General features: G+C 60.7%; 14 protein-coding genes. 6 read left to right on the plus strand and 8 right to left on the minus strand.

Annotated features, from left to right (window positions below; genetic code table 11):
* Nucleotides 1-89 precede the first annotated feature (89 nt).
* The 5 genes from CAY35_RS08325 to CAY35_RS08345 all read right to left on the minus strand — a co-directional run bounded on the left by CAY35_RS08325 (nt 90) and on the right by CAY35_RS08345 (nt 5,104).
* Nucleotides 90-1,583 carry an MFS transporter gene (locus CAY35_RS08325; RefSeq protein ID WP_258265712.1) on the minus strand — a complete coding sequence of 498 codons (1,494 nt, stop codon included), beginning with the start codon at nt 1,581-1,583 and terminating at the stop codon, nt 90-92.
* A 114-nt stretch (nt 1,584-1,697) separates the two neighbouring features.
* Complete coding sequence (locus CAY35_RS08330) at nt 1,698-2,552, minus strand: amino acid ABC transporter permease (RefSeq protein ID WP_109304162.1); 855 nt, start codon at nt 2,550-2,552, stop codon at nt 1,698-1,700.
* A 2-nt stretch (nt 2,553-2,554) separates the two neighbouring features.
* Nucleotides 2,555-3,238, minus strand: coding sequence for an amino acid ABC transporter permease (locus CAY35_RS08335; RefSeq protein WP_109304163.1), 684 nt, complete (start codon nt 3,236-3,238; stop codon nt 2,555-2,557).
* A gap of 168 nt (nt 3,239-3,406) precedes the next feature.
* Nucleotides 3,407-4,309 (minus strand): glutamate ABC transporter substrate-binding protein, encoded by a 903-nt coding sequence (locus CAY35_RS08340; RefSeq protein WP_109304164.1) that lies wholly within the window; start codon nt 4,307-4,309, stop codon nt 3,407-3,409.
* A gap of 33 nt (nt 4,310-4,342) precedes the next feature.
* Nucleotides 4,343-5,104: an amino acid ABC transporter ATP-binding protein gene (locus tag CAY35_RS08345; protein WP_109304165.1), complete on the minus strand. Its 762-nt coding sequence runs from the start codon at nt 5,102-5,104 to the stop codon at nt 4,343-4,345.
* A gap of 218 nt (nt 5,105-5,322) precedes the next feature.
* Between CAY35_RS08345 and CAY35_RS08350 the strand changes: the two genes are divergently transcribed.
* From CAY35_RS08350 to CAY35_RS08360, 3 genes are all read left to right on the plus strand, one after another.
* Nucleotides 5,323-6,090 carry an LOG family protein gene (locus tag CAY35_RS08350; protein ID WP_109304166.1) on the plus strand — a complete coding sequence of 256 codons (768 nt, stop codon included), beginning with the start codon at nt 5,323-5,325 and terminating at the stop codon, nt 6,088-6,090.
* Nucleotides 6,091-6,203: 113 nt separating this feature from the next.
* On the plus strand, nt 6,204-6,536 hold the full coding sequence (locus CAY35_RS08355; RefSeq protein WP_146191956.1) for a DivIVA domain-containing protein: 333 nt from the start codon (nt 6,204-6,206) through the stop codon (nt 6,534-6,536).
* Between the two features lie 163 nt (nt 6,537-6,699).
* Complete coding sequence (locus tag CAY35_RS08360; RefSeq protein ID WP_101630647.1) at nt 6,700-6,867, plus strand: DUF3117 domain-containing protein; 168 nt, start codon at nt 6,700-6,702, stop codon at nt 6,865-6,867.
* Nucleotides 6,868-7,032: 165 nt separating this feature from the next.
* Here the strand turns inward: CAY35_RS08360 and CAY35_RS08365 are convergent, their stop codons facing one another.
* Nucleotides 7,033-7,668, minus strand: coding sequence for an O-methyltransferase (locus CAY35_RS08365; protein WP_109304168.1), 636 nt, complete (start codon nt 7,666-7,668; stop codon nt 7,033-7,035).
* Nucleotides 7,669-7,960: 292 nt separating this feature from the next.
* Here CAY35_RS08365 and CAY35_RS08370 point away from each other — a divergent pair, with 292 nt between their 5' ends.
* Both CAY35_RS08370 and CAY35_RS08375 read left to right on the plus strand, forming a co-directional pair.
* On the plus strand, nt 7,961-8,650 hold the full coding sequence (locus CAY35_RS08370; protein WP_109304169.1) for a hypothetical protein: 690 nt from the start codon (nt 7,961-7,963) through the stop codon (nt 8,648-8,650).
* A gap of 58 nt (nt 8,651-8,708) precedes the next feature.
* Entirely contained in the window at nt 8,709-9,095 is a 387-nt protein-coding gene (locus tag CAY35_RS08375; RefSeq protein ID WP_101630650.1) for a twin-arginine translocase TatA/TatE family subunit, read from the plus strand.
* Between the two features lie 64 nt (nt 9,096-9,159).
* Here CAY35_RS08375 and CAY35_RS08380 read toward each other — a convergent pair whose 3' ends face one another.
* A complete protein-coding gene (locus CAY35_RS08380) occupies nt 9,160-10,296 on the minus strand; it encodes a P-loop NTPase (protein WP_109304170.1) in 1,137 nt (378 codons plus the stop codon).
* 52 nt (nt 10,297-10,348) lie between these two features.
* Between CAY35_RS08380 and CAY35_RS08385 the strand changes: the two genes are divergently transcribed.
* Entirely contained in the window at nt 10,349-11,041 is a 693-nt protein-coding gene (locus tag CAY35_RS08385) for a general stress protein (protein WP_109304171.1), read from the plus strand.
* A gap of 326 nt (nt 11,042-11,367) precedes the next feature.
* On the opposite strand, the gene CAY35_RS08390 is transcribed toward CAY35_RS08385, so the two are convergent.
* Nucleotides 11,368-12,951: an aminopeptidase P family protein gene (locus tag CAY35_RS08390; protein WP_375231767.1), complete on the minus strand. Its 1,584-nt coding sequence runs from the start codon at nt 12,949-12,951 to the stop codon at nt 11,368-11,370.
* Between the last annotated feature and the right edge of the window lie 66 nt (nt 12,952-13,017).

Raw genomic sequence — 13,017 nt, forward strand, 5'->3', positions numbered from 1 at the left:
CCTCAACGAGAGGGGCGCCACCACGGTTCACGTGGTAGCGCCCCTTTCGTTATCTGCAGAGCTAGTTGTGCGCCTTGGCTCCCCTACAGTTATGCGCCGTAGCGGTCCCGGCGTTCCCTGCGTGACTGGAACAGATCCAACACACCGAGCGCGGTAGCGAGCGCAACAATCGCGAACACGGCAGCGAAACCGATCATCGTTGCGTGATCCCAGTTGCCGGTCGCAGCGGCGCTCGCAAACACGATGCCCGTGACCAACGCAAGACCAATCGCGGTACCGACACGCTGCCCCGTCTGCATGACGCCGCCTGCGGACCCCGCGTACTGAACCGGCACATCGGCCAGGGTCAGCGTCTGGTTAGGGCTAATTACAGCACCCTGAGCACCGCCAGCGAACGCGAGCGGGATCATGAGCCACCACACGGAGATATCCCAGGCCTCGATCATCCAGATCACCAGGATGCTCCCCAGGAGCCCCGCAAGCACCACAAACTGAGCAGTGACCACCAGGATGCGCCCCAAACGCACGATGTGGCGGCCAGCGATCGCGGACGTCGCCGCGGACAGGATCGCGGCAGGCAACCCGATCGCGCCCGCTGCTAGAGCGGACTTGCCTTGCCCGTTCTGCATATAGACAGCCACGATCAACCAGATAGCGGGCATACCCGTGAAATGCACAGAGATCAGCGCGGTTCCGTTCGCGAAGGAGCGGGTCTTGAACAGGTTCATATCAACCATCGGGGAGCGGCCGCGACGTTCGTAAGAGCGCTCCCAAAAGACCCACACGACCAACACGATGAGCCCAAGCGGAAGCGCCGCCCAGAACCAAGCCGACGCGCGCGCTTCCATAAACGGCAACATCACAAGCAGCACGGACAATCCGAACAGGATGATGCCGACGGGGTCGACGTCGGCCTTGGCGCGGCCCCGCGAGACCTCAACACCATCCGGCTGAACACCTGCAGGCTGATCCGATGCCGGCACCGGCTCCCACGCACCCGCAGGGAACCATTTCTTAGACATGAGGATCGCGAAAGCCGCGATCGGAACGTTGATGAGGATCGAGGCGCGCCAACCCCAGTCAGCGCCGAAGACCTGGATGAGCAGGCCACCCAGGACCGGGCCGATCGCAACCGAGACACCCACCACGGCACCGAATAGACCGAACGCACGGCCACGCTTAGGTCCGCTAAAGAACTGCTGGATCAGGCCGATAATCTGCGGGCCCAAAGCGCCCGAACCTAAACCCGTGAGCACGCGGGCAATATTGAGGACCGCGGTGTTTGGCGCGAGACCCGCCAGAAGCGAGCCGAGACCGAACACCGCCAAGCCGGCCACGAACAACCGGCCGCGGCCATACACATCGCCTGCGCGACCCGCCGCAACCAGCAGGACACCGAAAGCCAACGCATAGCCGGACACAACCCACTGAAGCTGCGAATCGTCGGCGCCCAGGGTCGTCTTGATCGACGGGAGGATGACGTTGACAATCGAGACGCTCAGAAGCGTCATAAACATCGGAATCAGCGTCACCGTCAACAGATACCGCTGGACCGGAGAAAATGCTTGATTATCAGTAGCCACGGACAAAGTATGTCACAGAGCACACACGAACTAACCGGCTTTAAACAGCCGATGCGCCACCCAGCTGGTCTGTTATGACCAAGCTAGGTGGCGCATAGGCATGAGTCAGCGCAGTTATGTGACTTGGACGCTTTCCATCTTCGCACGAGCCTTCTTAGTACCTGGCTGCTTGTTGATGCGGTATTCGGCGTAGCGTGCAACACCGGAAAGGATGAGGCACAAGCCGATGTACATGACAGCGCCGACGATCGCGGCCGGGATCAACGGGTAACCGTACGAGATCTGGTTGCCGACGAGCTTCACCTGGTACAGCAGCTCCTGGTACGTAATAACGAAACCAAGCGCGGTGTCCTTGAGCGCCACAACGAGCTGGGAGATGATGACCGGCAGCATCGACTTCACGGCCTGCGGTAGCAAGATCAGGGTCATGACCTGGTACTTACGCATACCGACGGCGTACGCGGCTTCCGCTTGGCCCTTCGGCAACGAGACAACACCGGCTCGGATCGCTTCCGCCAGAACCGAACCGTTGTAGGCGGTCAGAGCGATCACGACAGCCGTGAACGGCGTCAGCTTGATGTCGATCGTAGGGAGTCCGTAGTACAGCAACATCATCAGGATCAGCAGCGGGATTGCACGGAACGTCTCAACGAGGAACGAGAAGATCGCACGAACCCACGCGTGGTCCGAAAGCCGCCCGACCGCGAGGATAAACCCGAGGGCAAGCGAAAGCACGGCCGCGAGCCCGAACGCGGTGAGCGTGTTGATGGCACCCTGCATGAATCCCTGCATGATGCGAGGGGACTGCAGGAACGCCCACTTCTGTGGAGCGAACTGGCCGGCGGCCGCGAACTGGCTGATGATGAACCACACGATCGCCGCAACAACAACGATGGTGATGACCGCGAGGATACGGTTGCGGACTTTGGCGCGCGGGCCAGGCTGGTCGTAGAGAACTGAAGCCGCCATGGTTATGCCACCTTCCACTTACGTTCGAAGTACCGCTGCATCATCGAAAGGAGCATCACGAGTGCCACGAAGATGACGGCAACCCAGATGAGGCCCTGTAGCTGAGGTTCTGAGCGTTCCGAGAGGTACTGGCGGATCGTTCCAGCCTCAACCACACCGAATGCTGCGGCGACCGTCGTGTTCTTGAGCAGCGCGATGAACACCGAGAACATAGGTGGCACGGTTGCGCGGAAAGCCTGCGGCAGGATGATCTGCGTCATCGACTGACCGAACGTGAGCCCGACGGCGCGCGCTGCTTCCGCTTGCCCCAGCGGTACGGTGTTGATGCCCGAACGCAGAGCTTCCGCGACGTAGGTCGCGGTGTAGAGGGTCAGGCCGACCATCGCGAGCTGAACGAAGTCCAGCTTGGGTAGGACCGAGCTGCTGCTTGAAGCGAGCTTCGGATACCCGAGAGCGAAGAACATGAGGATCAGCGTCAGCGGGGTGTTACGGACCGCGTTGACGTAGAACGTACCGACCGCCCGCATCACGGGGACGGGAGAGACCCGCATCGCGCCGACGATCGTGCCGAGGATGAGGGATCCGATGCCCGAGACCGCGAAGAGCAAGAGGGTCATCTTGAAGCCGCGGATGTATATGTCGCTGTTGTCGGTGAGTACTCGCCAGAACTCGGCTAGCGCGTCCATGTGCGCTCCTTGTCTGCCAGTGGGATCTGCGTTGAGGGGAAGGCTGTTGTCATAGGAAAGGCGGCTCGAGTTCTCAGCGCCCGAGCCGCCTTTCTCTATGTCACGTTGTGTGCGTGTCCTGTGGGATTAGCCGCACAAGACTAGTCGCACTTGATTAGTCTCTTAGGACTAGTCGCACTTAGCTGGCTCAGGCTGGTCAACCTTGGTGCCGGACTTGCCGAGGGTCGCGTCGTAGATCTTGGTCCACGTCTTCTTGCCGTCCTCGCTCGTCATGGCGTCGCTGAGTGCGGTGCACAGGGAGGTTTCACCCTTAGGGATGCCAACGCCGTAGAGTTCCTCGGTGAATGGCTCGCCCACAACCTTGAGGTTGTCTGGGTCGTTGGATGCGTAACCGAGCAGGATCGCCTGGTCGGTGGTTACGGCGTCAACGGTGCCGTCCATGAGGGCCGAGACACATGCGGAGTACTTGTCCATACCTACAGCCTTGGTGTCCTTGAAGTTCTCTTCGATGTTCTGCAACGGGGTGGAGCCGGTTGCCGAGCACACGGTCTTGCCTGCGAGGTCCTTCTCGGATGCGATGCTGTCGTCGTCCTTCTTGACGAGCAGGCCCTGGCCGGTCACGAAGTATGGGCCGACGAAGCCGACCTGCTGCTTGCGCTTGTCAGTGATCGAGTAGGTGCCGACGTAGAGATCGACGTCACCGTTGGAGAGCGCCTGCTCGCGGTTCGCGGAGTCAACGACCTTGTATTCGATCTTGTCGGATTCGATGCCGAGCTCAGCGGCCATCCAGCGGGCAATTTCGATGTCGAAGCCCGAGCGTTCGCCGCTTGCGGCGTCGAGGTAACCGAGGCCTGGCTGGTCTTCCTTGACGCCGATGGTGACCTTGCCGTCCTTGGAGATCTTGTCGAAGGTCTTCGAGCCTTCGATCTTGACGTCCTTCTTGGTGTCGAGTTCTACATGCTCTGCTTCGCCTTCGCCGCCGCCACATGCGGTGAGGGCGAGGGATGCTGCTGCGAGCGTCGCGAATACAGCGCTTGCGCGCTTACCGCGGCGGGTGAGTGAGAAAGCCATGGGTGTTTCCTTTCTAGGCCCCGGGGTGGGGAATTAGTGAGTGATGAGCTTGGAGAGGAAGTCTTTTGCCCGGTCGGTCTGCGGGTTGGTGAAGAACTCTTCTGGGGTTGCTTCTTCGACGATTTCGCCGTCTGCCATGAACACGATGCGGTCGGCGGCTTTGCGGGCGAAACCCATTTCGTGGGTCACGACGATCATCGTCATGCCGGACTTGGCGAGCTGGACCATGATGTCGAGCACTTCGGTGATCATCTCGGGGTCGAGTGCCGAGGTGGGTTCGTCGAAGAGCATGACTTCAGGTTTCATAGCCAGTGCGCGGGCGATTGCGACGCGCTGCTGCTGGCCGCCGGATAGCTGCGATGGCATCTTGCTGGCCTGGTTGCCCACACCTACTCGGTTGAGCAGTTCGAGGGCTTCCTTCTTCGCATCCGCAGGTTTGACGCCGCGAACCTTGATGGGGCCAAGGGTCACGTTGTCCTGAATGGTTTTGTTGGCGAAGAGGTTGAAGGACTGGAACACCATCCCGACGTCGGCACGCAGTTTAGCGAGTGCTTTGCCTTCCTGAGGAAGCTTCTTGCCGTTGATGAGGATCTCACCGTTGTCGATGGTTTCGAGGCGGTTGATAGTCCGGCACATCGTGGACTTACCGGAGCCCGAAGGGCCGAGGACGACAACCACTTCACCGCGGTGGACATCTAGATTGATGTCGCGCAGGACGTGAAGTGGGCCGTAGTGTTTGTTGACCCCTTTGAGGGAAACAACGGGTGTGGTGTCCGTCTCAACTGTTGATGTCATGAAATCAAAATAGCAGTTTTTGTGTGACTTGTATCAACTTGGTGTGGATTTTAAGTGATTGTGTATGGATTTTCCTGTGAGCGGTGGACGTTCGTCGAGATGCGGCGGATCCGGGGGGCACCGCACGGACGCTTATTTACCCACAGTTCATCAACTTCTCGCTCGCTGGGATGTCGTTTGAGTGCCCTGGAGGTCTTCGGCCTGGTTAGGGTTGGACTATGACCAGCTCTAACCGTCTACCGTTTGATCCTTCGCACTCCGAGGTTCCTCTCCCGGGCCGTCGGCAGGCGGATCATTTTGACCGCGACATGCTCAAGCGGTCTGCTCCGATTGACCGTGGCCGTGAGGCGTGGCGCGTTCTGCGCATGCAGTCCGAATTCGTCACGGCTTATGACACGTTGAATGAACTCGGCGGGGCGATTGCCGTGTTCGGTTCAGCGCGCCTTGGTGAAGGCACGCAAGAATATGAGGCCGCTCGTGAAGTCGGCCGCAGACTCGCTGAGGCTGGATACGCCGTGGTGACGGGCGGCGGGCCAGGAACCATGGAAGGCGCGAACCGTGGTGCCGCGGAAGCCGGCGGACGTTCCGTAGGGCTGGGCATCAACTTGCCGTTCGAGACCGGCTTCAACGCGTGGGTAGACACCCCCGTCCCTTTCCATTACTTCTTTAGCCGCAAGGTGACGTTCGTGAAGTACACCGACGGCTGCGTCGTGATGCCTGGTGGCGTGGGTACGCTCGACGAGCTTTTCGAGATCATGACACTGTGCCAGACGCAGAAGATCCGTAGCTATCCGATCGCGCTGATCGGCAAGGATTTTTGGGGCCCGCTCCTTGAATGGATGGAACAGGTTCTGCTTGAGCGCGGAACCATCGGCGAATCGGATGTTCAGCGTCCGCTAGTCACTGACGACATCGCTGAGGCCGTTGAGTTCGCGGCGGTTCACGCGCGCCGCCCGGGTGGCGCGCGTGAAGACGCGCAAGCCTGAACGACATATCCTAGAGAAAACTAACCTGGCGAAAGCTAGCTCGGCGCTTTGAGCCCGAGTACGCAGCCAGGCCTGATGTCGAGGCAGCTTGAGCTGCAGGTGAGGGTTATCCGATGCCTTTGTTAGTGGTGTTTATTGCGGTGATTGCCGCAGCCGCGATCGCTGTGGCCGTGTACCCGCGGTCATCCGGGCACGCTACTCCGCTGGATGACACGCCTCCGATGCTGGGGTTGCCGGAACCTGATCCGGTGCTACCGCCTGTTGTGTTGCCGGAGAATCCGCGTGGCGGCGACGTTGATGCGTTGCGTTTGCCTGTTGCTTTCCGCGGGTATCGGTGCGATGTCACGGATGAAGTGCTCGACGCGTTGGCCTTGCGGATCGAAGCCCTGGAAGCCGAGAACGAGCAGTTGCGTTCCGGGGCCTCGAGAGCCGCATCGAGCAAGTAATCCCTAGCGGATGCGACCGGCATCAAAAGCTAGAAACGGGCAGGTCAGAGCATCCTCCGATTGGTTGTGACGCAGGTTATCTGGGATAATACTGTTAACCCTGAAGGGGCTCGTACTTACTGGGGTCAGCGGTACCCCATTGGAACATGAGGAGCGCACGAGTATGGCTGCGATGAAACCACGTACCGGCGACGGTCCGCTGGAAGTTGTTAAAGAGGGCCGGAGCCTCATTATGCGGGTTCCGATTGAAGGCGGCGGACGCCTGGTCCTGGAAATCAATGACGACGAAGCCGTTGCCATGCGTGATGCTCTCGTCGGCGTAACCGAGTAAAATTTTCGAACAGTAAATCTTTCGAACAGAGCAAATCTTTTCTGTAACGAGTGAGCGCGCCCACCGCCGTGGTGGTGGGCGCTCTCACTCGTTAATTCTCGCTTCGGTAAGTCGTTGCTTCGGTACCTTGCATCGGTAGATCGAGGCATCGGTAGGTCGTGGCGGCTAGCGTTTCTTGACTGCCAACATGACCCCGGTTCCGGATGGGATCGTTACGGAGAACACGTCCTCGTGGTCACGAAGCCAACGTTGAGCTTTACGTGCCGCGATCGTCGACGGCTTGCGTACAGCGGGAGCAGGGACGCGGTCTGAATCGAGCGCGTCGTTGACGACCAAGAGGCCGCCAGGAACCAGAAGGCGGAGCGCTTCAACTGATTCTTTCGCTACCCGGTTCGGGTCGCCATCGAGCAAAACCAAGTTATAGGAGGCGTCCGCGAGGCGAGGAAGGACTTCCTGGCTACGGCCGTTGATGGTCCGGACGCGGCGGCTCGGGAGTTTCTCGTCTTTGAACGCGTAGCGGGCGGCGTCCAAGTGGTCGTAATCCTTTTCGATCGTGGTCAGGACCCCGTCCGGTGCCATGCCGCGCAGAATCGACAGCGAGCTCACACCCACACCCGTGCCGACCTCGACCGCGGCTTCGACGCGCGCGTTCGCGGTGAGCACGGTGATCAGTTGCGCAACGGCCGGAGTCACCGGCTCGACGCCGAGCTCTTGTCCACGGCTACGCGCGGCAGTCAGCACAGCATCCTCGCGGGGGAGGGCCTCTGTGTAAGACCAGCTGCTGTGCTTTGAAACTGACACTGATGTTCCTTCGGGATCGAATCGGGAGCGCCGTCTAGCGGCAAGGGTCTAGCGGCAAGGGTTTCTAAGACATCTTATGCCGTAGCTCGGGCTGGACTTCAACGCGTGCCAGCACGTGAAGCCCACCGCCATCATTAGGCAGTTTCCCTTGAGTCTGTTATCAGGTTTCCCTCAGGTGAACACGGCAAAATGGGGAGCGAATCCTGCTCCTGCACGGCCGCATTTTCTGAGGCCAGTTGTAGGCGCGCCAGTCTTAAATCCGGTTCCAAACAAGGAGGTGGCATAGAGGTATATGAGCGAAAATGAACGCGATACCTCCCAGGAAGCCCCTCCACACAGCTCCAGTTTTCAGGATGGCGCGGTACGCCCACGTGCAACTCGCTGGGTTCCGCTCATTGGTGCCTTGGTGACGTTCTCCGTCATGGTGGGCATGGTCGTAGCGGCGTGGATTGCCGGGGGAGTCCGGGAACCTCAACCGGTTTCGACATCCGCGTCCCACTTCACTGAAGACGGCGAGCCGCTCAGTTCGGATGAAGTCTCGAACCTTCGACGCGCGGGCTGGCTGTGTACCGACCTGCGCACCATCGGATTCACGTGGCAAAGCGCATCGGGCCGGCACATCGGAACCACATATGAACTGCGGCAGACGTACCAGTCGCCTGCGGGAACAGTCGTGATCGTTGAATCCCGTGAAGCGAGTAGCGGATCCACGCAGAGCCGCATCGAATCGGAAGACGCAGACGCGAGTAACCCCGCGATCCTTGAGCTGAGGGACGGCATGGGGCCACGGTGGAAATCAGAGCTGAGCACCGACAGCGCACGTTTCGTGATTGCGGCGGATCTGCCATACATTCACGAGAAGCTGCTCGTGCATCAAGTCCGGGCGCAAGCGACTGACAAGATCCGCGACCTCGACGCCTCGCGCGCTGGTGGTCTTGAACGGCTGAGCCGCGGATTCGCTCGCCTCATGGAGCCCCGTTGAGTGGCCAACGGATTCGTGTCAGATTCGTAAGCATCGCGTGAACAGGTAAACTTCGGGCGTGGAGTTTTTTGGAATTAATGGTGCAGAGTTCCTGATTTTGGGGATTCTTGCCGTTGTGATCCTCGGGCCGGATAAGCTGCCCGAGTACACCCGAAAACTCGCCGACTTCATCAAGGGTGTCCGCAATTATGCGAGCACCGCTAAGGAACGTTTCCAAGAGGAAATGGGCGATGAAGTCAAGGACGTCGACTGGCGCAAACTTGATCCGCGGCAATACGATCCCCGCAAGATCATCCGCGATGCTCTCTTTGAAGACGACGACGCGCCAGCAGCTCCCGCACAGCCTGCGGCTTCGCAGTGGAAACCGCAAGCCCTCCCGAACGTAGCGGCGCAAGACCTGCTACCGGCCGATGAACCGGCGCCGTTCGATGACGAAGCGACCTGAGTAGCCCTGTTGACGCGGGGGCCGACCGCCGGTGTTTACCGCAGGGTGGTTACCTCAGTGTGGTTTACCTCGGCGTGACGCCGAGCGGCTTGCCTGCAAGCCCACGCGGAGCTGACGCGAGTTCGCGTGCCAGGGCCCGCAGCGCATCGGCCGCTTCTGAAGGCTCCGAGCTCAACACGACCGGGGTGCCTTCATCCGAGCCGATCCGCAGCTTCTCCTCGAGCGGGATCTGCGCGCGAACCTCAACCGGATAGCCCACCTGCTCGCTTAGATGCTGGGCGACCAGCTCGCCGCCACCGGAACCGAAAATGTGGGACACGCTGCCGTCCGGCATCCGCATGAAAGACATGTTTTCGACCACGCCGAGCACCTTCTGACCAACCTGATGCGCCATCGCGCCGGCACGCTCGGCAACCTCCGCAGCGGCAGCCTGAGGGGTCGTGACCACGAGTACACCAGCGTGGGGCAGCAATTGACCCACAGAGATCGCGACGTCGCCCGTGCCTGGAGGCAGATCGAGGAGCAGGAAATCGAGGTCGCCGAAATGAACCTCGTTCACGAACTGCTCGAGCGCCCGGTGTAGCATCGGGCCGCGCCACATGACAGGCTGATTGCTGTCTAAGAACATGCCGATCGACATGACCTTCACACCGTGTGCGACCGGCGGCAAGATGAGGTCGTCGACACGGGTCGGCTTGTCTGTGACACCCATGAGCCCCGGGACGGAGAAGCCCAAAACATCCGCGTCAATCACGCCGACCTTGTAGCCCTCAGCAGCCAACGCCGTCGCCAGATTCACCGTGACGGCCGACTTCCCGACCCCGCCCTTGCCGGACGCAACCGCGATGATGCGGGTGAGCGTGTCCGGCTTCGTGAGAGGCGAGCCCGTGCGCTTGAGTGAGCCCACCAGTTCGGCCCGCTCCTGAGGCGACATGACGTCCAAAGTGACATCCACATCGGACACCCCATCAACCGTGCGGGCAGCGGCCTCCACGTCGCCAGCGATGCGCGACTTCATAGGGCAACCTTCAACGGTGAGCTTGACCGTGACGCTCACGCGGCCGTCATCGGTTACGGTGACATCGCTGAGCATCCCGAGGTCCGCGAGCGGGCGGCGCAACTCTGGGTCCTGGACGGACGAGAGCGCGCGGTGCACACGCTCGGAAAGGCGCGAACGGTCAGAAAACTCAGCTGTTGGCATACTTCCCAGGATAACTAAAGCCAAGCACGGGCTAGCGGAGTAAATTGGGGGTATGACAGCTACACCGGACGGCCTAGGCAACATGTTCATGACCATTCCTCGGGGGCCGGTCTTGGGGCGCTACAGCGACTACCAGGACGCCCAGAAGGTGGTCGATTTCCTCGCGGATAACGACTTCCCAGTCAAAAACGTCTCCATTATCGGAAACGACCTCAAACTGGTTGAGCGGGTGTCCGGCAAGCTGACCTACCCTAAGGTCGCTCTTCAGGGGGCGATGCAGGGCGCGATGATGGGTTTGTTCTTCGGACTCATCATGATGCTGTTCTCGCCGCAAGGGGTCAACATCGCGACGGTCGTGCTGGCGGCTCTGCTGATCGGTGCCGTAATGTGGATGATTTTCGGAATCATCCAGTACGCGTTGCGCCGCGGCAAACGAGACTTCGCGTCCACCCGCCAGGTTTTGCCGGCGAGCTGGGACGTGATCGTGAACCCGCAGGTCGCTGGCCAGGCCCAGGCGTTGCTACGTAAGTTGCAGGATCGTCCGGTTTCGTTGCCAGTCAACGAAGCTGGAAACTACAGCCAGGGCGGCGGTTACCACGGCGGTGGTTATCAAGGTGGCGGTTACCAGGGTGGTGGTTACGGCCAGGGTGGTGGCTATCAGGGTGGTGGTTACGGCCAGGGTGACTTTGGTCGAGCTAACGCTGACGGGAGCCTACCGGGAATGCTGGCCAGTACGGTGGCGTAAGCGCCGGGGCATCGTCCGAGGCGGAGAAGCCGTCCGAGGCGGGGCCGACGGCTTCGCGTGATCCGTTCTATGCGGATCTTGAGGATGGTCGCCCGCGCTTTGGTGTCCGTCGTGAGGACCTTGAGGCTCACAAGCGCGAGCAAACTACACAGGAACCGGAGCAACCCGAAGCCGAAGAACCCGAGGCCGACAATTCGGGAACGGATAAGCCGGAAGCCAAGTAGCCGGTAAACAGAAAGCCGGGCGCAGACCTGTATTTCTTGGTCTGCGCCCGGCTTTCTTGTGGCTCAGCAGTGCTTCGCGGCTGTCGCCGCAGGCCGCGCTGCCTAGCCGCGCTTGAGCCAGGCCTCAACTTCGTCGACGGTGCGTGGGATGTCCTTGGTGAGGGACTCGGCGCCGTCTGCGGTGACGAGGATGTCGTCCTCGATACGCACACCGATGCCGCGGTACTCCTCAGGGACCGCGAGGTCTTCAGCCTTGAAGTACAGTCCCGGTTCGATCGTAAAGATCATGCCTTCCTGAACGATGCCATCCTGGTAGAGCTCCTGGCGTGCCTGCGCGCAGTCGTGAACATCCAAGCCGAGGTGGTGGCTCACACCGTGCGGCATCCAGCGGCGATGCTGCTGACCCGACGGCTTGACCGCCTCCTCAGCGCTGACCGGCAACAAGCCCCACTCATCGAGGTGCTCAGCCAAAACAGCGGCAGCCTTGTCGTGGATCATGCGGAAAGTGATGCCCGGCTTGACGATCGCGAACGCCTGATCAGCGGCATCCAGAACCGCTTCATAGATTTTCCGCTGGATCGGCGTGAACGTGCCATCCACCGGCACAGTGCGGGTCACATCAGCCGTGTAGAGCGAATCAACCTCAACACCCGCGTCGACCAGCAAAAGCTCACCAGAGTTCACCTGGCCGTCGTTACGGATCCAGTGCAGGATGGTCGCGTTGTTGCCGGAAGCCGCGATCGTGTCATAGCCGAGGTCGTTGCCTTCTTCGCGTGCACGCGCAAAGAACGAGGTCTCAACGACGCGCTCGCCGCGCTTGTGATCTACCGCGCGGGAGAGGTTCGCGATGATGTTCTCAAAGCCAGACGCGGTCGCCGCAACCGCCTCACGCATCTGTTCGACTTCCCACTCATCCTTGATGAGGCGCAGCTCAGACAGCGCTTCGGTGAGCTTGGCGTCCTTCTTATCCTCGGCGTCGAGGTCGGTGAAGCCCGTGTTGATCCGGGACGTGTCGATGAGCGCATCCACAACCTGGTCCACGTTACGGACCACGCGCACGCTCACACCGCCGAGCGCCGGGAGACCAGCGTTCTCAGTGATCGCGTCCTCGAGCTTGAGATCCATGTGTTCGGTCGGCAGACCCGTCTGGGTCGCCATGGTTTCGAGCGTGTGGCGGGCACCGATCCAGAACTCACCCGTGCGGGCGTTGGAGTAGAACTCCTTGGAATCGCGGCCGGCCATAGGGCGGAAGTACAGGGTCGAGACGTGTTGCGAGCCGTCGTCGCCCTTGCCTTCTTCAACAGGCTCCATGACCAAGACCGCATCCGGTTCCTGGTCCGTGCCCAGCCCGGTCATGTGGGCGAAACCCGAGTGCGGGCGAAAACGGTAATCGGTGTCATTCGAACGTACCTTGAGTGGGCCCGCCGGAAGAACCAGGCGCTCACCCGGGAACAATGCGGACAACGCGGCACGGCGCTTAGCGGCGTAATCAGCCGAGGCCGCGCGGGTCACCGAGTGATCCGCCTCTGCCCAGCTCGACGCCATGAACTCGCGGAAAGCTTCAGAATTAGGACGCATGGAACGGTTGTTAACCCTTTCCTCAATAGGCTGCTCAGAACCCGCGCCCGCAGAGGCTGCGGCGGAAGGCTGGGCAGGGAACTGCGAATCAGATGTCTGGTTAGTCACCCCTCTATCGTGTCATTAGGGTCTGACAGTTTCATCCTGAAATGTGCGTGTCCTGTCGTAAGCTGT

The sequence above is a fragment of the Pseudoglutamicibacter cumminsii genome (genome assembly GCF_003143995.1).
GTDB classification, from domain to species: domain Bacteria; phylum Actinomycetota; class Actinomycetes; order Actinomycetales; family Micrococcaceae; genus Pseudoglutamicibacter; species Pseudoglutamicibacter cumminsii_B.

Bases quoted from the DNA above. Each gene is read 5' to 3' on its own strand.
- CAY35_RS08330 (WP_109304162.1), bottom strand. From the start codon at position 2,552: ATGGCGGCTTCAGTTCTCTACGACCAGCCTGGCCCGCGCGCCAAAGTC.
- CAY35_RS08335 (WP_109304163.1), bottom strand. From the start codon at position 3,238: ATGGACGCGCTAGCCGAGTTCTGGCGAGTACTCACCGACAACAGCGAC.
- CAY35_RS08340 (WP_109304164.1), bottom strand. From the start codon at position 4,309: ATGGCTTTCTCACTCACCCGCCGCGGTAAGCGCGCAAGCGCTGTATTC.
- CAY35_RS08345 (WP_109304165.1), bottom strand. From the start codon at position 5,104: ATGACATCAACAGTTGAGACGGACACCACACCCGTTGTTTCCCTCAAA.
- CAY35_RS08350 (WP_109304166.1), top strand. From the start codon at position 5,323: ATGACCAGCTCTAACCGTCTACCGTTTGATCCTTCGCACTCCGAGGTT.
- CAY35_RS08355 (WP_146191956.1), top strand. From the start codon at position 6,204: ATGCCTTTGTTAGTGGTGTTTATTGCGGTGATTGCCGCAGCCGCGATC.
- CAY35_RS08360 (WP_101630647.1), top strand. From the start codon at position 6,700: ATGGCTGCGATGAAACCACGTACCGGCGACGGTCCGCTGGAAGTTGTT.
- CAY35_RS08370 (WP_109304169.1), top strand. From the start codon at position 7,961: ATGAGCGAAAATGAACGCGATACCTCCCAGGAAGCCCCTCCACACAGC.
- CAY35_RS08380 (WP_109304170.1), bottom strand. From the start codon at position 10,296: ATGCCAACAGCTGAGTTTTCTGACCGTTCGCGCCTTTCCGAGCGTGTG.
- CAY35_RS08385 (WP_109304171.1), top strand. From the start codon at position 10,349: ATGACAGCTACACCGGACGGCCTAGGCAACATGTTCATGACCATTCCT.